This window comes from Streptomyces cyaneofuscatus (assembly GCF_033109485.1).
Taxonomy (GTDB): Bacteria; Actinomycetota; Actinomycetes; order Streptomycetales; family Streptomycetaceae; genus Streptomyces; species Streptomyces cyaneofuscatus.
Map to the genome: position 1 here is coordinate 6,209,425 of NZ_CP137002.1, position 22,433 is coordinate 6,231,857.

11 protein-coding genes are annotated in these 22,433 nt (G+C 70.4%); 9 read left to right on the plus strand and 2 right to left on the minus strand.

The window, feature by feature from the left end; genetic code table 11:
* Window positions 1-166: 166 nt before the first annotated feature.
* Window positions 167-3,163 (plus strand): bifunctional [glutamine synthetase] adenylyltransferase/[glutamine synthetase]-adenylyl-L-tyrosine phosphorylase, encoded by a 2,997-nt coding sequence (locus R2B67_RS27360; protein ID WP_317821770.1) that lies wholly within the window; start codon window positions 167-169, stop codon window positions 3,161-3,163.
* Between the two features lie 168 nt (window positions 3,164-3,331).
* Window positions 3,332-6,160, plus strand: coding sequence for a CDP-glycerol glycerophosphotransferase family protein (locus R2B67_RS27365; RefSeq protein ID WP_317821772.1), 2,829 nt, complete (start codon window positions 3,332-3,334; stop codon window positions 6,158-6,160).
* A 59-nt stretch (window positions 6,161-6,219) separates the two neighbouring features.
* Here R2B67_RS27365 and R2B67_RS27370 read toward each other — a convergent pair whose 3' ends face one another.
* Window positions 6,220-7,125 carry a phosphatase PAP2 family protein gene (locus R2B67_RS27370; RefSeq protein WP_018511856.1) on the minus strand — a complete coding sequence of 302 codons (906 nt, stop codon included), beginning with the start codon at window positions 7,123-7,125 and terminating at the stop codon, window positions 6,220-6,222.
* A 76-nt stretch (window positions 7,126-7,201) separates the two neighbouring features.
* Window positions 7,202-8,293: a LacI family DNA-binding transcriptional regulator gene (locus R2B67_RS27375; RefSeq protein ID WP_317821773.1), complete on the minus strand. Its 1,092-nt coding sequence runs from the start codon at window positions 8,291-8,293 to the stop codon at window positions 7,202-7,204.
* A 372-nt stretch (window positions 8,294-8,665) separates the two neighbouring features.
* Here R2B67_RS27375 and R2B67_RS27380 point away from each other — a divergent pair, with 372 nt between their 5' ends.
* The 7 genes from R2B67_RS27380 to pulA all read left to right on the plus strand — a co-directional run bounded on the left by R2B67_RS27380 (window position 8,666) and on the right by pulA (window position 22,269).
* A complete protein-coding gene (locus tag R2B67_RS27380) occupies window positions 8,666-9,937 on the plus strand; it encodes an extracellular solute-binding protein (RefSeq protein WP_018511858.1) in 1,272 nt (423 codons plus the stop codon).
* 19 nt (window positions 9,938-9,956) lie between these two features.
* Window positions 9,957-10,976: a carbohydrate ABC transporter permease gene (locus R2B67_RS27385; protein WP_317821775.1), complete on the plus strand. Its 1,020-nt coding sequence runs from the start codon at window positions 9,957-9,959 to the stop codon at window positions 10,974-10,976.
* Window positions 10,973-11,851, plus strand: a complete 879-nt coding sequence (locus tag R2B67_RS27390) for a sugar ABC transporter permease (RefSeq protein ID WP_317821776.1) — start codon at window positions 10,973-10,975, stop codon at window positions 11,849-11,851. Before R2B67_RS27385 ends, R2B67_RS27390 begins: the two co-directional genes overlap by 4 nt.
* A 128-nt stretch (window positions 11,852-11,979) precedes the next feature.
* On the plus strand, window positions 11,980-13,656 hold the full coding sequence (locus R2B67_RS27395) for a glycoside hydrolase family 13 protein (protein ID WP_317821780.1): 1,677 nt from the start codon (window positions 11,980-11,982) through the stop codon (window positions 13,654-13,656).
* A complete protein-coding gene (locus R2B67_RS27400; RefSeq protein ID WP_317821782.1) occupies window positions 13,641-14,696 on the plus strand; it encodes a LacI family DNA-binding transcriptional regulator in 1,056 nt (351 codons plus the stop codon). Before R2B67_RS27395 ends, R2B67_RS27400 begins: the two co-directional genes overlap by 16 nt.
* Before the next feature lie 432 nt (window positions 14,697-15,128).
* A complete protein-coding gene (locus R2B67_RS27405; protein WP_317821783.1) occupies window positions 15,129-16,865 on the plus strand; it encodes a carbohydrate-binding module family 20 domain-containing protein in 1,737 nt (578 codons plus the stop codon).
* Between the two features lie 85 nt (window positions 16,866-16,950).
* Window positions 16,951-22,269, plus strand: a complete 5,319-nt coding sequence (pulA, locus tag R2B67_RS27410; RefSeq protein WP_317821785.1) for a pullulanase-type alpha-1,6-glucosidase — start codon at window positions 16,951-16,953, stop codon at window positions 22,267-22,269.
* The last annotated feature ends 164 nt before the right edge of the window (window positions 22,270-22,433 follow it).

The window sequence follows — 22,433 nt, forward strand, 5'->3', positions numbered from 1 at the left end:
TCCGTCGGATGGGGTGGCAGGGGTGCTGTCAGGTGCTTTCCCCGTGGGTGGACTCCGCCCCCGCACCGAATTCATCGGCACAGGACTAGGCTCGAAGAGCTGTGACGCGGCGAAGGGGCGGCGTGACGGCTACGCAGATCGGTTCGGGCGGCAGGAGAGCGTGCAGATGACGACGGTGCCGGGGCGCAGAAGCAGTACGTTCACCAGGCTGCTGCGGCACGGATTCACCGACCCGTCCGCCGCCGAGCAGCTGCTGGACCTGGACGACCTCGCCTCCGTACGGTCCGATCCCGTGCTCCTGGAGGCGCTCGGCGCCACCGCCGACCCCGATCTGGCCCTGCGCGGCCTCGTCCGGCTCGTGGAGGCCGAGGAGGAGGGCGAGCGGCAGGTGCTGCTGGACACCCTCGTCACCGCCAAGCCCCTGCGCGACCGGCTCCTCGGGGTCCTCGGCGCGTCCGAGGCGCTCGGCGACCACCTGGCCCGGCACCCGCGCGACTGGCAGGCGCTCGTCACGTACGAGGCGGTGGACCTGCACCCGGGCGTCGCCGAGTTCGAGCGCGGGCTCGCCGACGCCGTCGACCCGGACTCGCTGCGCGTCGCCTACCGCCGGTGCATGCTCACCCTGGCCGCCCGCGACGTCTGCGGCACCACCGGCATCGCCCAGACCGCTGCCGAACTGGCCGACCTCGCCACCGCCACCCTCCGCGCCGCCCTCGCCATCGCCCGTACGGCGGCCCCCGAGGACGCGGCGCAGTGCCGGCTCGCCGTCGTCGCGATGGGCAAGTGCGGCGGGCACGAGCTGAACTACGTCTCCGACGTCGACGTGATCTTCGTCGGCGAGGCGCGCGACGGCGTCGAGGAGCACAAGGCCATGCAGGCCGCCACCCGGCTGGCCGCCCACATGATGCGGATCTGCTCCGAGACCACCGCCGAGGGCACGATCTGGGAGGTCGACGCCAACCTCCGGCCCGAGGGCCGCAACGGGCCGCTCGTCCGCACGCTCAGCTCGCACCTCGCCTACTACCAGCGGTGGGCGAAGACCTGGGAGTTCCAGGCGCTGCTGAAGGCGCGCGCGGTGGCCGGCGACCCGGAGCTCGGCCAGGAGTACGTCGACGCCGTCTCGCCGCTCGTCTGGCAGGCCGCCGACCGCGAGAACTTCGTCCCCGACGTGCAGAAGATGCGCCGCCGCGTCGTCGACAACATCCCCGTCGACCGCATAGAGCGCGAGCTGAAGCTCGGGCCCGGCGGGCTGCGGGACGTCGAATTCGCCGTCCAGCTCCTCCAGTTGGTGCACGGGCGCAGCGACGCCTCGCTGCACAGCGGGACCACGCTGGAGGCCCTGCGGGCGCTCGCCGAGGGCGGGTACGTGGGGCGCGCGGACGCCGCCCAGCTGGACGAGGCGTACCGCTTCCTGCGCTCCATGGAGCACCGCATCCAGCTCTACCGGCTGCGCCGCACCCACCTGGTCCCCGAGGACGAGGCGGATCTGCGGCGGCTCGGGCGGTCGCTCGGGATGCGGACCGACCCGGTCGCCGAGCTGAACAAGGCATGGCGGCGGCACGCCTCCGTCGTCCGGCGGCTGCACGAGAAGATCTTCTACCGGCCGCTGCTGGACGCCGTCGCCCAGCTGGCCCCCGCCGAGTCCCGGCTCAGCGCGAAGGCGGCCGCGATCCGGCTGGAGGCGCTGGGGTACGCGGACCCGGCGGCGGCCCTGCGCCACCTGGAGGCCCTCTCCTCCGGGGTCTCGCGCAAGGCGGCGATCCAGCGGACGCTGCTGCCCGTGCTGCTCGGCTGGTTCGCGGACTCCGCCGACCCGGACGCCGGGCTCCTCGGCTTCCGCAAGGTGTCCGACGCGCTGGGCAAGACCCCGTGGTACCTGCGGCTCCTGCGCGACGAGGGGGCGGCGGCGGAGAACCTCGCCCGGGTCCTCTCCGCCGGCCGCCTCGCCCCGGACCTCCTCATGCGGGCCCCGGAGGCGGTGGCGATCCTGGGCGACCCGGAGGGGCTCACGCCCCGCACCCGCGAGCACCTGGAGCAGGAGGTGCTGGCGGCGGTGGGGCGTGCGGGGGACGCGGAGTCGGCGATCGCGGTGGTACGGGGGGTGCGGCGGCGGGAGCTGTTCCGTACGACGGCCGCCGACCTCATCGGCTCGTACGGCACCGAGGACAGCCCGGCCGAGCAGGACCACGGGGCCCTCGTCGACCGGGTCGGCTCCGCCGTCACCGACCTCAACGCCGCAACCATCGCGGGCGCGCTGCGGGCCGCCGTACGGGAGCAGTGGGGCGACACCCTGCCGACCCGGTTCGCCGTCATCGGCATGGGCCGCTTCGGCGGGCACGAGCTGAGTTACGGCTCCGACGCCGACGTCCTCTTCGTGCACCGGCCGCGCGAGGGCGTGAGCGACGAGGAGGCGGCGCGGGCGGCGAACGCGGTGGTGGGGGAGATGCGGAGGCTGCTGCAACTGCCCACCGCGGACCCGCCCTTGCTGATCGACGCCGATCTGCGGCCCGAGGGTAAGACCGGGCCGATGGTGCGGACGCTGAAGTCGTACGGGGCGTACTACCGGCGCTGGTCGCTGGTCTGGGAGAGCCAGGCGCTGCTGCGGGCCGAACACATGGCGGGAGACGAGGAGTTGGGGCGCGACTTCATTGAGCTGGTGAACCCGTTGCGGTATCCGGCGGAAGGGCTCGGGGACGACGCCGTACGCGAGATCCGCCGGCTCAAGGCGCGGATGGAGTCCGAGCGGATGCCGCGCGGCGCCGACCCCACGCTCCACGCGAAGCTGGGGCGGGGCGGGCTCAGCGACGTCGAGTGGACCGTGCAGCTGATGCAGATGCAGCACGGCTGGGCGGAGCCGGGGCTGCGCACGACACGTACGCGCGAGGCGCTGGCGGCGGCGTGCGCGGCGGGGCTGATCCCGGCGGAGGACGCGCAAATGCTGGACGAGGCGTGGGTGCTGGCCACACGGGTGCGGAACGCGGTGATGCTGGTGCGTGGGCGGTCGGGGGACACGTTCCCGTCCGACCCCCGGGAGATGGCCGCGGTGGGGCGGTACCTGGGGTACGAGCCGGGGCACGTCGGGGACATGCTGGACGACTACCGGCGGATCACGCGGCGGGCCCGGGCGGTGGTGGAGGAGCGGTTCTACGGGGCGGTGGTCTAGTGCGTGTCCGGCGGACACGGCCAAGGGGCGGTCCTTGCCGCCTCAAGGCCGACGGATCCACGCCGCATGTGCCCGTACTGTTATCGCGCGAAGTGTAGGCCCCCCTAGCGACTCGGTTAACGTGCGATGGCCCGGAGTTGACCCGCACGTTGAAGAGGGGCGTTACCCATGGCGCAGTCTCTCGCCGATCTCACATCGGCCGGAGTGCAGAGGACCCTGCGATTCTTTCCCGAGAGCTCCCAGGCCGAGCGCCAGGAGTTGCGTGCCACGGCGCGAAGACTCCTCGACACCCACGGCGAGAAGGTGCTCACTCCCCTCCGGCCGGTCGAGCGTGTCCTGTGGTACCTCGCGTCCGAGGGGCGCGCCGAGGATCTGGTCGAGGTGGTCCGGGGGCAGCGCAGGGACCCGGGCGTCTTCCTCGTGGCGGGCACCCGGCGTCGTCCCCGGCTGGTGCTGCCGGGGCTGCGGAGCCTTGCGCTGCCCGAGCGGATCACCGCGCTCGAACGTCCTGACCTGAAGATGACCGCGCAGCTCACCTCGGTCGAGTGGCGCGGCGACGATCTGGTGTGGGCCGGGTACGCGTTCGTCGCGAACCTGCCGCGCCCGTCGGGTCGCGTGATCGGCCGGTTCGCGGTGCTGGAGCACGCTGATACCGGGGAGCGCGTCAAGCTGCGTCTGCGCCGCACCAGGAGCGAGGAGGCCACCGCCGCCTCGGGACAGGCGCTGCACTGCTACGACCGGACGGGCTTCGAGGTCGTCGTCCCCGCCCGTCGGCTGCGGGAGCTCGCCGGGCACGGTGCCGGTCAGTGGTTCCTGAGCGTCGGGATACCGGGACCGGGCGGGACGTACGAGACGCGGGTGCGTCAGCGCGAGGTGGGGACGGCCGGGCACAACCAGGTGCGTCATCTGGCGGACGGCTCACGTCTCGTCGTGGGCTTCACCAAGGACGCTGTGAGCATCACGGTGCAGCAGCCCCCGGTCGAGGTCGAGTCCTGCACCGTGGTGGACGGCGAGCTGGTGCTGGTCGCCCGGGTGCGGAGCGGCCACAAGGCTCCCACCACCGTGAGCGTCGTCGAGGGCGAGACCCGGCTGGACAGCCCGCTCACCGCCCTCTCGGCCCCGTCCGGTTCCGCCGACGACGCGTTCCGGCGCTACCGGGCGGTGCTGAGCCTTGACCGGCTGACCGCCGACGACCCGCCGGGAATCAAGACCCGCCAGTTCAAGGTGACGTTCCGGGGAGCCGAAGGCCGGGGCCAGGCGGCCCACCTCGCCGAAGGCTTCACGACCGGGAGACACCGGTTCGCCGCCGGCCGTGAGCTGGCCGTCCACCGCGACGGGCCGGGCAGGCTGGTGCTGGCCACGCGGGCCGTCCGAGCCGTGGTCGACGCGATGACCGTGACGGACGGGGGAGAGCTGGTACTCACGGGCACCTACCCCCGGGAGGAGGCGGCCGGGAAGAAGGTCGTCCTGCGGCACGGCACCCGCTTCGAGGAGAAGGAGCTGCCGGTCGAGCTCGCCGACGGGCGGTTCACGGTCCGGATCGACCCCGAGGCGGCCCCTCAGACGGACGGTCCCGCGCTCCCTCTCTGTCCCGGCCGCTGGTATCTGTTCTTCCGCGACGCGGACGCCTGGGACAAGTCCGACGACGTTCCGGTGACCTTGCGTCCGGAGCAGGTGGGGGAGCTGCCCCTGCGCTTCAGCGGCCCGCAGCGTGGCAGTGGGCAGGGGCGTGCTGGCGGGCAGCCGCGTGCTTTCACCGTGGACCGCCGCAACTTCGACCGCATCTTCATCGAGCCGGAACGGCTCCTCGGCCCCGATGAGCACGGCACGTACCGCCAGCGCATCCTGCGCGAGGAGCACTTCCACAAGCAGCGCAAGCTTCCCCTGCGCGACGCGGTGCTCTACCTGAGCTTCGGCGGCAAGCAGTTCTCGGACTCGCCGCGGTCGGTCTACGAGGAGCTGGTACGCCGGGGAGTGGCGGTCGAGCACATCTGGACCCAGGACGAGGGGCTGCCCGAGATGCCGCCGCAGGCGCGGGTCGTGGGCTGGGGGAGCCGCGAGTGGTACGAAGCGCTGGCGCGCTGCCGCTACGTCGTCGTCAACACACCCGTGGGCGACTGGTTCGTCACCCGCCCCGGGCAAAAGGTCGTGCAGACCTGGCACGGCACCCCGCTGAAGAAGGTGGGCAAGGACCTCCTCGGCTCTCCCCAGGCCAGCCCCGCCTACATCGCCGGCCTGCCGCACAGCTACCGGCAGTTCGACTTCGTGGTGTCACCGAACGCACACACCACGGAGATCATGCGCAGGGCGTACTCCATCGAAGGCGAGATGCTGGAGAGCGGCTATCCGCGTAACGACATCTTCCACGCCGCCGACCGCGACGTACGGGCCGCGCGGGTCAGGGAGCAGCTCGGGCTCCCCGAGGGCAAGAAGGTGGTGCTTTACGCCCCCACCTGGCGTGAGGACCAGCGGCACGCGAGCAAGCTGTACAAGCTCGATCTGCGGATCGACCTCGCCGCCGCGCAGGCCGAGCTCGGCCACGACCACGTGCTGCTCTTCCGTAAGCATTCCAGCGTGCACGGCAACGTACCGGGCGCCGGCCAGGGCTTCGTGTGGGATGTCACGCGCTATCCGGATATCGCCGATCTGTATCTGGTGGCCGATGTGCTGATCACCGACTACTCCTCGGCGCTCTTCGACTTCGCACACTCGGACAAGCCGATGCTCTTCTTCACCTACGACCTGGAGCACTACCGGGACACGTTGCGCGGCCTGTACTTCGACTTCACCACGCGGGCCCCGGGGCCGCTGCTGGAGACCTCCGAGGAGCTGGTCAAGGCCCTGCGCGGCCTCGATGCCGTCGAGGCGGAGTACCAGGAGAAGTACGCCCAGTTCAAGAAGGACTTCTGCGAGCCCAGGGACGGCCGTGCGACAGCACGGGTCGTGGACCGGATGCTCGCCGGCGGACCGCACGCCGCGGCCTCGACCGACGGCTGAGGGCCCTACGAGAGGGGCGCGGGTGACCTCACGATCACCCGCGCCCCCCTACGTACCGTCTACGGTCTGCGCGCCCCGGCCGTCTCCGGCTCGGGCTCCGGCTCCTCCGCCGGCCGTGGCAGCCGTGCCGCCGCCCGGACCCCTGTCAGCCGGGCGCCCCGCTTCGACTTCGACGGGACCCACTTCGGCAGGTGCTGCGGCAGCGAGCCGTACCAGGCGCGGGAGACCGCGTAGCCGAAGGCGAGGCAGACCATGCCGCCCACCGCGTCCAGCCAGAAGTGGTTGGCGGTGGCCACGATGACGACCAGGGTGAGCGTCGGGTAGAGCAGGCCCAGGATGCGGGCCCAGGGCGCCGAGGCCAGGGCGAATATCGTCAGGCCGCACCAGAGGGACCAGCCGATGTGCATCGACGGCATCGCCGCGTACTGGTTCGACATGTTCTTGAAGTTGCCCGACGCCATCGAGCCCCACGTCTCGTGCACGAGCACGGTGTCGATGAAGTTCGCGCCGTTCATCAGACGGGGTGGCGCCAGCGGGTAGAGGTAGTAGCCGAGCAGGGCCACACCCGTCGTCGCGAAGAGAACGAGGCGGGTGGCCGCGTACCGGCCGGGGTGGCGGCGGAAGAGCCAGACGAGGACGCCGATGGTCACGACGAAGTGCAGCGTCGCGTAGTAGTAGTTCATCGACACGATCAGCCATGTCACGGAATTGAACGCGTGATTGACCGTTTCCTCGAAGGCGAGGCCGAGGGCCTTCTCCGCCGACCAGATCCAGTCCGCGTTGCTCAGGGCCTGGGCCTTCTGCTCCGGTACGGCGTTGCGCACGAGCGAGTACAGCCAGTAACTGACCGCGATGAGCAGGATCTCGAACCAGAGCCGGGGGCGGCCGGGCGATCGCAGGGAGCGGAGCCGGTCCGACCAGCCGGTCTTCCCGTCTTCCTGTGCTGTCACGTCCGTTTCACCCATAGGCAGAGAGTCTTCCATAGAGATTCCCCTGCCCCCGATCATCCCCCGGTCGGGTTCCGGTCGCACGTTCTGCACCTCAAGGACGAGGGTGGGACCCTGCGCCACCTACGGGTCCCGGGCCGTTCCCCGTACCGGGTCCGGAGCCGTTCCCCGTACCCGGTCCCGAAGCGGTCGTCCCGCGGACCACCAGCTCGGGCATGAAGACGAACTCGCTGTGCGGAGCCGGGGTCCCGCCGATCTCCTCCAGCAGCGTGCGCACCGCGGCCTGGCCCATCGCCGTCACCGGCTGCCGGATGGTGGTCAGCGGCGGGTCGGTGAACGCTATGAGGGGCGAGTCGTCGTAGCCGACCACGGAGAGGTCCCGGGGGACCTCCTTCGACAGCCGGCGGGCCGCCCGGATCGCCCCGAGCGCCATCATGTCGCTCGCGCAGACGACCGCTGTGCAGCCGCGCTCCATCAGGGCGGAGGCGGCGGCCTGGCCGCCCTCCAGCGTGTACAGGGAGTGCTGGATCAACTCCTCCACCGCGTCCGGCGTGAGGCCCAGCTGCTCCTGCATCGTGGCGTGGAAGCCCTCGATCTTGCGGAGGACGGGCACGAAGCGCTTGGGGCCGACCGCGAGGCCGATCCGGGTGTGGCCGAGCGCCACCAGGTGGGTCACCGCCAGCCGCATCGCCGCCCGGTCGTCGGGGGAGATGAAGGGGGCCTGCACCTTGGCGGAGAAGCCGTTGACCAGCACGAAGGGGACACCCTGGCCGCGGAGTTGTTCGTAGCGCTGCATGTCGGCCGAGGTGTCGGCGTGCAGTCCGGAGACGAAGATGATGCCCGAGACGCCCCGGTCCACCAGCATCTCGGTGAGTTCGTCCTCGGTGGAGCCGCCGGGGGTCTGGGTGGCGAGGACCGGTGTGTACCCCTGCCGGGTCAGCGCCTGGCCGATGACCTGGGCGAGCGCCGGGAAGATCGGGTTCTCCAGCTCGGGGGTGATCAGTCCGACCAGGCCCGCGCTGCGCCGGCGCAGCCGTACGGGGCGTTCGTAGCCGAGGACGTCGAGCGCCGCGAGGACGGATTCGCGGGTGGTCGCCGCGACCCCCGGCTTGCCGTTCAGGACTCGGCTGACCGTCGCTTCGCTGACCCCCGCCTGAGTTGCGATATCGGCAAGCCGTGCGGTCATGTCAGTGGACTGTACCGGGCCGGTGTCGGATTGCCCACTGTGTGTCGCCCGGGCGCCCGCACCCCCGTCCCGGCCCCGCCCCAGCCCTCCGCCCCGGCAAGGCCTTGCAAGCTCTTGCGGCCGCCCGCTGCGGGCTGCGGTCGGATCGTCGCACTGCGGTGATGTCGTACGTATCCCGCGCGTGGCCTGCCCTTGCCAGGGCTCCACCGGTTCCGTCAAGGGGCTTGACGGCAACCTTGAGGACACGCGAATGTAACGATCAACAGGGCTTGCAGAAATCTTCCGCAAGGTCTTTCGGTGGTCTTTCATCCTTGTTACGTTCACGTCGACCCGGCGCCGCGACGGAGCGGTACGGCAGTTGAAGGAGTTCAGATGCGACGTGGCATAACGGCCACCGCCCTGGTCGCGGCCCTGGCGCTCGCGGCGACCGCCTGCGGCAGCGGCGACGAGACCGGCGGCAGCAAGAGCTCGGGCGAGCTCTCCGGCACCGTGACCTGGTGGGACACCTCCAGCGTCGGCAGCGAGGACAAGGTCTTCAAGAAGCTGGCCGAAGGTTTCGAGAAGAAGCACCCGAAGGTCGACGTCAAGTACGTCAGCGTCCCGTTCGGTGACGCGCAGAACAAGTTCAAGAACGCGGCCCAGGCCGGCAGCTCCGCCCCCGACGTGATCCGCTCCGAGGTCGCCTGGACGCCGGACTTCGCCGCCCTCGGCTACCTGGCCCCGCTGGACGGCACCGCCGCCCTGAAGAACCAGGACGACTTCCTGCCGCAGGCCGTCGCGTCCACCAAGTACGAGGACAAGACCTTCGCGGTTCCGCAGGTCATCGACTCCATGGGCATCTTCTACAACAAGAAGCTGATGGAGAAGGCGGGCGTCGAGGCGCCCACCAACCTGGACGAGCTGAAGAGCGTCTCGAAGAAGATCAAGGACAAGACCGGCAAGACCGGCCTCTACCTGCGCGGCGACGACCCGTACTTCTTCCTCTCCTTCCTGTACGGCGAGGGCGGCGACCTGGTCGACGCCGAGTCCAAGACCGTCACCGTGGACAAGCCCGAGGGCGTCAAGGCGTTCAAGGCGGTCAAGGCCCTGGTCGAGGACGGCACCGCGAAGACGGATGCCTCCGACGGCTGGGAGAACATGATGCAGGCGTTCAAGAACGGCGACGTCGCGATGATGATCAACGGCCCCTGGGCCGTCGCCGACACGCTGACCGGCAAGGAGTTCACGGACAAGGACAACCTGGGCATCGCCACGGTCCCGGCCGGCTCCGCCGCGCACGGCGCCCCCCAGGGCGGCCACAACCTCGCCGTCTACGCCGGTTCGAAGAACCTGGAAGCCTCCTACGCCTTCGTCGAGTACATGACGTCCGTGGAGTCCCAGGCCACCGCCGCCGGTGAGCTGAACCTGCTGCCGACGCGCACCTCCGCGTACGCCAAGAAGGAAGCCGTCAACAGCGAGATCGTCGGCTTCTTCAAGCCGGTCGTCGAGACCGCCGTCGAGCGCCCCTGGATCCCCGAGGGCGGCAGCCTCTTCGCCCCGCTCGGCATCGAGTACACCAAGGTTCTGACCAACCAGACCACGCCGGAGAAGGCCGCCAAGGCCACCGGCGACGCGTACCGCAAGCTCCTGAAGGACTGGAAGTAACAGGAAGGTTGGCCGACTGATGGCTGTCCACACCAGCCAGTCGGTGGTGAAGGCCGCGGGCGATGACGTCGCCCGCGGCCGGAGCCGCGGTACTGGCACCCCACCACCGGCCCCCGGCCGTATCCGGCGCGGCCTGTCGACCCACTGGTACGCCTGGACCATGGTCGCCCCGGTCGTCGTCGTGATCAGCGTGATCATCGGCTACCCGCTGCTGCGCGGGATCTACCTGTCGATGACCGACGCCAACGAGCGCAACGTCGCGCGCACGATCGGCGTCAACGAACTGCCCGCCACCTACGAGTTCGTCGGTGCCGACAACTACATCGACGCGCTGACCGGCTCGCAGTTCCTCGGCACGCTCGGCTGGACGCTGGTGTGGACGGTCTCCTGCGTGAGCATCACGTTCGCGCTCGGCATGGCGCTGGCCAACATCCTCAACCGCAAGATCGCCGGCCGCTCCGCCTACCGCATGGCCCTCATCCTGCCCTGGGCCATCCCCGGCTTCGTCTCGGTCTTCGCCTGGCGCTTCCTCTACAACGAGGAGCGCGGCCTGCTCAACACCGTCCTCGGCGGCATCGGCATCGACGGCATCCCGTGGCTGAACGACCCGACCTGGGCCAAGTTCGCGGTCATCGCCGTCAACGTCTGGCTCGGCGTCCCCTTCATGATGGTCGCCCTGCTCGGCGGGCTGCAGTCCATCCCCTCGGAGCAGTACGAGGCCGCCGAGATGGACGGGGCCACCGCCTGGCAGCGGTTCCGCCACATCACGCTGCCCGGCCTGCGCCCGGTCTCCACCACGGTGATCCTGCTCTCCACCATCTGGACCTTCAACATGTTCCCGGTGATCTTCCTGCTCACCCGCGGCGGACCCGGTGAGGCCACCCAGATCCTCGTCACCCAGGCGTACAAGTTCTCCTTCGAGATCAGCCCGCGCGACTTCGCGCAGTCCTCCACGTGGGGCGTGCTGATCCTCGTACTCCTGATGCTCTTCGCCGTGGTCTACCGGCGAGTCCTGCGCTCCCAGGGAGACAACTGGTGACCACCACCGCCGACACCCGCGCGCGTCATGCCGGGGCCAAGGTCCGCCTCCGCGGCGACCGTTCGCCCCTCGCCTCCGTCGCCCTGCACCTCACCCTGATCGTCACCTCGGTGATCGCGGTCTTCCCGGTGCTGTGGGTCCTGCTGACTTCGCTCAAGCCCGCCAAGTACGCGACCACCACGGACTTCTTCCGCGAGACCACGTTCGTCAACTACACGAACCTGATCCGCGACACCGAGTTCCTCACCTGGTTCGCCAACTCCGCGATCATCGCCGGGCTCTCCACCGTCATCGGTGTCTTCGTCGCCGCCACCACCGGCTACGCGGTGAGCCGCTTCCGCTTCCCCGGCAAGCGCGGGCTGATGTGGACGCTGCTGATCACGCAGATGTTCCCGGTCGCCGTCCTCATCGTGCCGATCTACAACATCATGGCCAACCTGGGCCTGCTCAACCAGCCCGCCGGTCTCGTCATCACCTACCTCACCATCTCGGTGCCGTTCTGCGCCTGGATGATGAAGGGCTTCTTCGACACCATCCCGCGCGAGATCGACGAGTCGGGCGAGGTCGACGGCCTCACCCCGTTCGGCACCTTCTGGCGCCTCATCCTGCCGCTGGCCAAGCCGGGCCTCGCGGTCACCGCGTTCTACTCCTTCATCACCGCCTGGGGCGAGGTGGCGTACGCCTCCGCCTTCCTGGTCGGTGACGAGAACCTGACGCTCGCCGGCGGGCTCCAGAAGTTCGTCAACCAGTACGGCGCCCAGTGGGGCCCGATGACCGCGGCCTCCGTGCTCATCGCCATCCCGGCCGCCCTGGTGTTCCTGTTCGCGCAGAAGCACCTGGTCACCGGCATGTCCGCCGGAGCCGTCAAGGGCTGACAGACCCCTCGCGGACGCCCGCCAGGACCCGCCACCACCCGCACGCACCACCGCACTCGTCACGGCGGCGCCGGAAACCCCGACCCGGCCACCGGCGCCGCTCCCCACCCAGACACCCCAGGGACGACATGACCCAGCACCTCGCTGCCCCCTCCACCGGCACGTCCGACGACGCCCCGGGCCACCGCACCGGCTGGTGGCAGGACGCGGTGATCTACCAGGTCTATCCGCGGAGCTTCGCCGACGGCAACGGCGACGGCATGGGCGACCTCCCCGGCGTCACCGCCCGCCTGCCCTACCTGCGGGACCTCGGGGTCGACGCGGTGTGGCTCTCCCCCTTCTACGCCTCCCCGCAGGCCGACGCCGGGTACGACGTCGCCGACTACCGGGCCATCGACCCGATGTTCGGCACCCTGCTGGACGCCGACGCCCTGATCCGCGAGGCGCACGCCCTGGGCCTGCGCATCATCGTCGACCTGGTCCCCAACCACTCCTCCGACCAGCACGAGTGGTTCAAGCGCGCCCTGGCCGAGGGCCCCGGCTCCGCCCTGCGCGAGCGCTACCACTTCCGCCCCGGAAAGGGTGCGGACGGCGAACTCCCGCCCAACGACTGGGAGTCCATCTTCGGCGGCCCCGCCTGGACCCGTACGGTGAACCCGGACGGCACCCCCGGCGACTGGTACCTCCACCTCTTCGCCCCCGAGCAGCCCGACTTCAACTGGGAGCACCCGGCCGTCGCCGACGAGTTCCGCTCCATCCTGCGCTTCTGGCTCGACATGGGCGTCGACGGCTTCCGGGTCGACGTCGCCCACGGCCTCGTCAAGGCGGAGGGCCTGCCCGACCTCGGCGCCCACGACCAGCTGAAGCTGCTCGGCAACGACGTGATGCCCTTCTTCGACCAGGACGGCGTGCACGCGATCTACCGCAGCTGGCGCACGATCCTGGACGAGTACCCCGGCGAGAGGATCGCGGTCGCCGAGGCCTGGACCCCGACCGTGGAGCGCACCGCCAACTACGTGCGCCCCGACGAGATGCACCAGGCCTTCAACTTCCAGTACCTGGGCACCGCCTGGGACGCCGCCGAGCTCCGTAAGGTCATCGACACCTCGCTCGACGCCATGCGCCCGGTCGGCGCGCCCACCACCTGGGTGCTCTCCAACCACGACGTCACCCGGCACGCCACCCGCTTCGCCAACCCGGCGGGCCTGGGCACCCAGATCCGTACCCCCGGCGACCGCGGACTCGGCCTGCGCCGGGCCCGCGCCGCCACCCTCCTGATGCTCGCCCTGCCCGGCTCCGCCTACGTCTACCAGGGCGAGGAGCTCGGCCTGCCCGACGTCACCGACCTGCCCGACGAGGCCCGCCAGGACCCCTCGTTCTTCCGCGCCGAGGGCCAGGACGGCTTCCGCGACGGCTGCCGCGTCCCCATCCCGTGGAACCGCGAGGGAACGTCGTACGGCTTCGGCGAAGGCGGCAGCTGGCTCCCGCAGCCCGCCGGCTGGGGCGAACTCTCCGTGGAGGCGCAGACCGGCGTGGAGGGCTCCACGCTGGAGCTGTACCGGGCCGCGATCGCCGCCCGCCGAGACCATCCGGGCCTCGGCGCGGGCGCGGACGTGGAGTGGCTGGACGGCCCCGAGGGCGTCCTCGTCCTCGCCCGCCCCGGCTTCGTCTGCACCGTCAACACCACCGGCGCCCCGGTCCGCATCGCCGCCCGCGGCCGGGTGCTGCTCGCCAGCTCCCCGGTCACCGTCGACGGCGCCGAGGCCGTGCTGCCCGCCGACACCACGGTGTGGTGGACGGTGTGACACTGCCCGCGCCCAGGACCACGGCGGCGCCCCGCCTCTCCGACATCGCCGGCCAGGCGGCGGTCAGCGAGGCGACGGTCAGCCGGGTCCTGAACGGGAAGCAGGGCGTCGCGGACACCACGCGTCAGCGGGTGCTCGCGGCGCTCGACATCCTGGGCTACGAACGGCCAGTACGGCTGCGCCAGCGCAGCGCCGGACTGATCGGGCTGGTGACACCCGAACTCACCAACCCGATCTTCCCGGCGTTCGCGCAGTCCGTGGAGCAGGTGCTGGCCGGGCACGGCTACACGCCCGTGCTCTGCACCCAGCTCCCGGGCGGGGCGACGGAGGACGAGCTGGTCGAGCAGCTCGTGGAGCGCGGCGTCGGCGGCATCGTCTTCCTCTCCGGGCTGCACGCCGACACCTCCGCCGACCCGGCCCGGTACGCCGCGCTCACCGAGCGCGGGGTGCCGTTCGTCCTGATCAACGGCTACAACGAGCGCATCAGCGCCCCGTTCGTCTCGCCCGATGACAACGCTGCCGTACGGATGGCCGTCGGCCACCTCGCCGACCTCGGCCACCGCCGGGTCGGCCTGGCCATCGGCCCCCAGCGCTATGTCCCCTCGCGCCGCAAGCGGGACGGGTTCGTGGAGGCGGCCATCTCGCTGCTGGGCATGGACCGGGCGGAGGCCGAAGGGCTCGTCTGCTCCACCCTGTTCAGCGTCGAGGGCGGCCAGGTGGCGGCCGGCGCCCTGCTGGACGCGGGGTGCACCGGCATCGTCTGCGGCAGCGACCTGATGGCCCTGGGCGTCGTGCGCGCCGCCCGGGGGAGGGGACTCGACGTCCCGCGTGACGTCTCGGTCGTCGGCTTCGACGACTCGCAGCTCATCGCGTTCACCGATCCGCCGCTGACCACCGTGCGCCAGCCCGTGCAGGCGATGGCGGCGGCCGCGGTGGGCGCGCTCCTCGAGGAGATCGGCGGGAGCCCGGTGCAGCGCACCGAGTACGTCTTCCAGCCGGAGCTGGTCGTACGGGGGTCCACGGCGGCGGTACGCGCGTAGGCGGGGCCTCGAGGGACACGTACAGAGAGGCGTCCAGGAGTCGGCCCAGGAAGGGCCGGCGGGGAGTTGTGCGACTCCTGGACGCCTCTCTTGTCGTGACCGGCCCGGCCGGCCGGGCGCGTGGAGTCCGGGCACGGTGAAGCGCCGGAACCCTCGGCCGACCGGACCGGAGTCAGGTGAAACGTAACAGGCCCGCAATATCTTGCGAAAGACCTTGCAGCAAGAAACCGCGAAGAAAAATGGCTTGTTTCGTGGATGTGAGCGGGGCGTGTCCAAAGGGTTGACCGGTGACTGACGGCCTCGTACGGTCTGGTCCGCGGCAAGGTTTGCATTCTTGCAGCAAGAACCTTCAGGAGCCTTGAGGGCATGGCGCGTTGCCGGCTGAGGCTGCACCGTCACCCGCGTTTCCCCCACCCCCGCAGGAGGAAAGACATGGCACGCAGACCCCTGTCTGCCGCGCTCGCCCTCGTGGCCGGCGCCGCTGCCGCTCTTGTCATCCCCACCGGATTCGGCACCGCGTCCCCCGCGCAGGCCGCCGCTCCGGGCGACAAGGACGTCACCGCCGTGCTGTTCGAGTGGAAGTTCGCCTCCATAGCCAAGGCCTGCACGGACACCCTCGGTCCGGCGGGCTACGGCTACGTCCAGGTCTCGCCGCCCCAGGAACACATCCAGGGCAGCCAGTGGTGGACGTCCTACCAGCCCGTCAGCTACAAGATCGCCGGCCGCCTCGGCGATCGCGCCGCCTTCTCCGCCATGGTCAACACGTGTCACTCCGCCGGGGTCAAGGTGATCGCGGACTCCGTCATCAACCACATGGCGGCGGGCAACGGCACCGGCACCGGCGGCTCGTCGTACACGAAGTACGACTACCCGGGCATCTACTCCGGCAGCGACATGGACGACTGCCGCGCCCAGATCAGCAACTACAACGACCGCGCCAACGTCCAGAACTGCGAGCTGGTCGGCCTGGCCGACCTGGACACCGGCGAGGACTACGTACGCGGCAGGATCGCCGGCTACCTCAACGATCTGCTCTCGCTCGGTGTCGACGGCTTCCGGATCGACGCGGCCAAGCACATGCCCGCCGCCGACCTGGCCAACATCAAGACCCGGCTCACCAACCCGAACGTCTACTGGAAGCACGAGGCGATCTACGGGGCCGGCGAGGCCGTCTCGCCCTCCGAGTACCTCGGCAGCGGAGACGTCCAGGAGTTCCGTTACGGGCGGAGCCTCAAGCAGGTCTTCCTCAACGAGAACCTGGCCCACCTGAAGAACTTCGGCGAGGGCTGGGGCTTCATGGAGTCCGGCAAGTCCGCCGTCTTCGTCGACAACCACGACACCGAGCGCGGCGGCGACACCCTCAACTACAAGAACGGCTCCGCCTACACCCTAGCCAACGTCTTCATGCTGGCCTGGCCCTACGGCTCCCCGGACGTCCACTCCGGCTACGAGTTCAGCAACCACGACGCCGGGCCGCCCAACAACGGCCAGGTGAACGCCTGCTACAGCGACGGCTGGAAGTGCCAGCACGACTGGCGCGAGATCTCCTCCATGGTCGGCTTCCGCAACACCGCACGCGGCCAGGCCGTCACCAACTGGTGGGACAACGGCGGCGACCAGATCGCCTTCGGCCGGGGCAACAAGGCGTACGTGGCCATCAACCACGAGGGCTCCTCGCTGACCCGGACCTTCCAGACCTCGCTGCCGGCCGGTGACTACTGCGACGTGCAGAGCGGCCGGGGTGTCACGGTCAACGGCTCCGGCCAGTTCACCGCCACGCTCGGCGCCGGTACGGCCGTGGCCCTGCACGCCAATGCCCGTACGTGCTCCGGAGGCGGCGGCTCCAACCCCGACCCGGGTCCGGGCAACGGCCAGTCCGGCGCCTCCTTCGGCGTCAACGCCACCACCCAGCTCGGCCAGAACATCTACGTCACCGGCGACCAGGCGGCCCTCGGCAACTGGAACCCGGCCAACGCGCCGAAGCTCGACCCGGCCACGTACCCCGTCTGGAAGCTGGACGTGAACCTGCCCGCCGGGACCTCGTTCGCGTACAAGTACGTCCGCAAGGACGCAGGCGGCAACGTCACCTGGGAGAGCGGCGCCAACCGCACCGCCACCGTCCCGTCCTCCGGAAAGGTCACGCTGACCGCCGACGTCTGGCGCAGCTGACCCGCAGCTCCCCGTGGGCCGGAGGCGCGCTGCCTCCGGCCCACAGCCAACCCTCCTGCCACACCAGCCGAGGAGCACCCCTCTCGTGTCCCGAACCACCCTCAGACGAGGGGTGATCGCCGCGCTCTGCGTGGCGCTGCTGCCCGTCGTCCCGGCGGCCACCGCCGCCGCATCGCCCCGACCGCCCGCCCCGCCCTCCGACGCGAAACTGGCGAAGGAGGCGGCCCGGCACGACCTCACGCGTGAGCAGTTCTACTTCGTGCTGCCGGACCGGTTCGCCAACGGCACCACCGCCAACGACCGTGGCGGGCTGAAGGGTTCACGCCTGGAGCACGGCTTCGACCCGACGGACAAGGGGTTCTACCAGGGCGGCGACCTCAAGGGCCTGACCCAGAAGCTCGACTACATCAAGGGCCTCGGCACCACCGCCATCTGGATGGCCCCGATCTTCAAGAACCGGCCCGTCCAGGGCACCGGCAAGGACGCCTCGGCCGGCTACCACGGTTACTGGATCACCGACTTCACCCAGGTCGACCCGCACTTCGGCACCAACGCCGACCTGGAGAAGCTGATCGACAAGGCCCACGCCAAGGGCATGAAGGTCTTCTTCGACGTCATCACCAACCACACCGCCGACACCGTCGACTACGCGGAGAAGGCCTACGGCTACAAGCCCAAGGGCGCCTTCCCGTACGTGGACAAGGACGGCCGGCCCTTCGACGACCGCGACGGCGTCAAGAAGGTGGACGAGGACTCTTTCCCGTACACCCCGGTGCAGGCGCCCGGCGCGGGCAAGAAGGTCCCGTCCTGGCTCAACGACCCGACGATGTACCACAACCGGGGCGACTCGACGTGGGCCGGCGAGTCCAACGAGTACGGCGACTTCTCCGGCCTCGACGACCTGTGGACCGAGCGTCCCGAGGTCGTGAAGGGCATGGAGAAGATCTACGAGAAGTGGGTCCGCGACTTCGACATCGACGGGTTCCGCATCGACACCGTCAAACACGTCGACCTGGACTTCTGGACCCAGTGGGCCACCGCGCTCGACGCGTACGCCGCCAAGCGGGGCCGGGACGACTTCTTCATGTTCGGTGAGGTCTACTCCGCCGACCCGGCGATCACCTCGCCGTACGTCACCCGGGGCCGACTGGACTCGACGCTGGACTTCCCCTTCCAGGAGGCCGCCCGCCAGTTCGCCTCCCAGGGCGCCCCGGCGGACCGGCTCGCCTCGGTGTACGGCAACGACTACCGCTACACCACGGACAAGGCCAACGCCTACGAGCAGGTCACCTTCCTCGGCAACCACGACATGGGCCGCATCGGGACCTTCCTCAGGCAGGACAACCCGCAGGCCGATGACGCGGAGCTGCTGAAGCGGGCTCGGCTCGCCAACGAGCTGATGTTCCTCGGCCGGGGCAACCCGGTGATCTACTACGGCGACGAGCAGGGCTTCACCGGCGCGGGCGGCGACAAGGACTCCCGCCAGACCCTCTTCGCCTCGCAGACCGCCGACTACCTGGACGACGACCAGCTCGGCACCGACCGCACGCACGCCTCGGACGCGTACGACACCAAGCACCCGATCTACCGCTCCATCGCCGGGCTCGCCAAGCTCACCAAGGAGCACCCGGCGCTGCGGGACGGGGTGCAGAGCGAGCGGTACGCCGCTGGTTCGGTCTACGCCACCTCGCGCATCGAGGCCAAGCGGCCGTACGAGTACCTCGTCGCCTCCAACAACGCGACGACGCCGAAGAAGGTCGAGCTCTCCACCGAGTCGGCGGGTATCAACTTCCGGACGATCTACGGTGGTTCCGGCGCGGTCCATAGCGGTGCGGACAAGAATGTCACCGTCACCGTGCCCGCCCTCTCCAGCATCGTGCTGCGCGCGGACAAGCCCCTCGGCGTTCCCGCCGCCAAGCCCGCGATCGCCCTGAAGGCCCCGGCCGCCGGCGCCACCGGCACCGTCGAGATCACCGCCGACGTGGACGGCGGCCAGCTCAACCGGGTCGTCTTCGCCGCCCAGGTGGGCAACGGGAAGTGGCAGACGCTCGGTTCGGCCGACCACGCCCCGTACAAGGTCACGCAGTATCTCGACGAGACCGTCAAGGCGGGAACGCCTTTGCGCTACAAGGCCGTTGTCGTCGAACGGGCGGGCCGCACCTCCAGCGCTCTCGCCACGACCACCGCCGGCCAGACCCCGCCGGCGCCGAAGCCCGTCGCGATCGAGCGGGACCGGGCCGTCGTCCACTACCAGCGTGCGGATGGCGACTACGAGGGCTGGCAGCTCAAGTCCGGTGAGAAGACGGCCGAGTTCATCGGGCGGGACGCGTACGGTGCGTTCGCCTGGATCGACCTGGAGAAGGGCACGGACTCCGTCCCGTACACCGTCGAGAAGAACGGCACGGCGGACGGGCCGCGGCGGACCATCGACCTCGGGGTGACCGGGCAGGTCTGGATCGAGCAGGGCAAGGACGAGCAGGCGGTCGAAGCGCCCGAGGCGCCGCCGCAGGACACCACGAAGGCCGTCCTCAACTACCAGCGCGCCGACGGCAATTACGACGGCTGGGGCATCCACACCTGGACCGGCGCCAAGGAGCCCACCGACTGGGCCAGGCCGCTGATGCCGGTGAAGAAGGACGCGTACGGGGTCACCTTCGAGGTGCCGCTCACCGACGGGGCCACCTCGCTCAGCTACATCCTGCACAAGGGTGACGAGAAGGACCTCCCCAGCGACCAGTCCCTCGACCTCGCGACGTACGGCCACGAGGTCTGGATGCTCGGCGGAAAGCCCGGCTACCTCCTCCCGCAGGTCGGCGGGGGCGCGGCCCCCGACCTGACCAAGGCCGAGGCGCAGTGGATCGACGCCAACACTGTCGTCTGGAAGGTGAAGGCGACCGACGCCACCAGCCAGCAGCTCGTGTACGCGAAGAAGGGCGGCATCTCCGTCGTCGGCGGGGCGCTCTCGGACGAGGGCCAGTGGCTGCGGCTGACCTCAGCCGCGCTCAGTGACGCGCAGAAGGCCAAGTTCCCGCACCTGAAGGACTATCCGGCCTTCACCGTCGACCCGCGCGACCGGGACCGCGTCCGCGAGTCCCTGCGCGGCCAGCTCATCGCCACCCAGCGCGCGGCCAACGGCGCCCTGCTCGCCGCCACCGGCGTACAGACGGCGGGCATCCTGGACGACCTGTACGGGAAGAAGGCGGCCTCTGCCGAACTCGGCCCGGTCTTCCGCAAGTCGGTGCCCACCCTCTCCGTGTGGGCCCCGACCGCCCAGGCCGTCGCCCTCGAACTCGACGGCCGTACGCACAAGATGAAGCGCGACGACCGCACCGGCGTCTGGTCGGTCACCGGCAAGAAGGACTGGCGCGGCAAGCCCTACCGGTACGCCGTCACCGTCTGGGCGCCCACCGTCCAGAAGCTCGTCACCAACAAGGTCACCGACCCCTACTCCACCGCCCTGACCGCCGACTCCGCCCGCAGCCTCGTCGTCGACCTCACCGACCCGAAGCTGGCGCCGCGCGGCTGGTCCGGCCTGAAGAAGCCCGCCGCCACCCCGCTGCGGGACGCCCAGATCCAGGAGCTGCACGTCCGGGACTTCTCGATCACGGACCGCACGGCGACCCACCCGGGTGAGTACCTGGCCTTCACCGACACCCGCTCCAAGGGCATGCGGCACCTGAAGAAGCTCGCGGACTCCGGCACCAGCTACGTCCACCTGCTGCCCGTCTTCGACATCGGGACCATCCCGGAGAAGAAGAAGGACCAGGCCACGCCCGCCTGCGACCTGCACGTCTACGCCCCCGACTCCGAGGAGCAGCAGGCCTGCGTGTCCAAGGCCGCCGCCAAGGACGGGTTCAACTGGGGCTACGACCCCTTCCACTACACCGTCCCCGAAGGCTCGTACGCCTCCGACCCCGACGGCACCAAGCGCACCGTCGAGTTCCGGCAGATGGTCCAGGGCCTCAACCAGGCCGGGCTGCGCACGGTCATGGACGTCGTCTACAACCACACCGTCGCCTCCGGCCAGGACGACAAGTCGGTGCTGGACCGGATCGTGCCGGGCTACTACCAGCGGCTCCTGGAGGACGGCAGCGTCGCCACCTCCACCTGCTGTGCCAACACCGCGCCCGAGAACACCATGATGGGCAAGCTCGTCGTGGACTCGATCGTCACCTGGGCCAAGGAGTACAAGGTCGACGGCTTCCGCTTCGACCTGATGGGCCACCACCCCAAGGACAACATCCTGGAGGTCCGCAAGGCGCTGGACCGGCTCACGCTCGCCAAGGACGGCGTGGACGGGAAGAAGATCATCCTGTACGGCGAAGGCTGGAACTTCGGCGAGATCGCGGACGATGCCCGGTTCGTCCAGGCCACCCAGAAGAACATGGCCGGCACCGGCATCGCGACCTTCTCCGACCGGGCCCGTGACGCCGTGCGCGGCGGCGGCCCCTTCGACGAGGACCCCGGCGTCCAGGGCTTCGCCTCCGGCCTCTACACCGACCCCAACTCCTCGCCCGCCAACGGCACCCGCGCCGAGCAGAAGGCCCGGCTGCTGCACTACCAGGACCTGATCAAGGTCGGTCTCTCCGGCAACCTCGCCGACTACACCTTCACCGACACCTCCGGCCGTACGGTCAAGGGCTCGGACGTCGACTACAACGGGGCGCCCGCCGGTTACGCGGCCGTCCCCGGTGACGCGCTGGCCTACTCCGACGCCCACGACAACGAGACGCTCTTCGACACCCTCGCCTTCAAGCTCCCGGCGGGGACGTCGGCCGCCGAGCGGGCCAGGGCCCAGGTGGTGGCCATGGCCGCCTCCGTCCTCTCGCAGGGCCCCTCGCTCTCCCAGGCGGGCACCGACCTGCTGCGCTCCAAGTCGCTGGACCGCAACTCCTACGACAGCGGCGACTGGTTCAACGCCCTGCACTGGGACTGCCGGGACGGCAACGGCTTCGGCCGGGGGCTGCCGCCCGCCGCCGACAACCAGGACAAGTGGTCGTACGCGAAGCCGCTGCTGACGGCCTCCGCCACGATCGCCCCCCGGTGCGCCCAGATCGACGGCGCCTCGGCCGCCTATCGCGACCTGCTCACCATCCGTACGACCGAGAAGGAGTTCTCGCTCTCCACCACCGGGCAGGTGCAGTCCGCCCTGTCCTTCCCGCTCTCCGGCCCGGACGAGACCCCCGGTGTGATCACCATGCGCCTGGGCAAGCTGGCCGTCGTCCTCAACGCCACCCCGGACACCGCGACCCAGCGGCTCGCCGCACCGGCCGGGAAGACGTACGCCCTGCACCCGGTCCAGGCCAAGGGGGCGGATCTTACGGTCAAACGAGCCAGGTACGACGGGAAATCAGCCAGTTTCACCGTACCGGGACGCACGGCGGCGGTCTTCGTCCTGCGCTGACACCCACCGGCACTACGGTGACGGCAGACGTCGGCGATGGAGCCGCGACAGCCGTCCTGGTCCACCACCGGGCCGGTCCCGCCTCCCCGGCAGAGGGAGGCGGGACCGGCCCGGCCCGTGCGGCAGGCGCCCCGCCCGGGGCGGCCGGCTCACCGGCGCCCTCT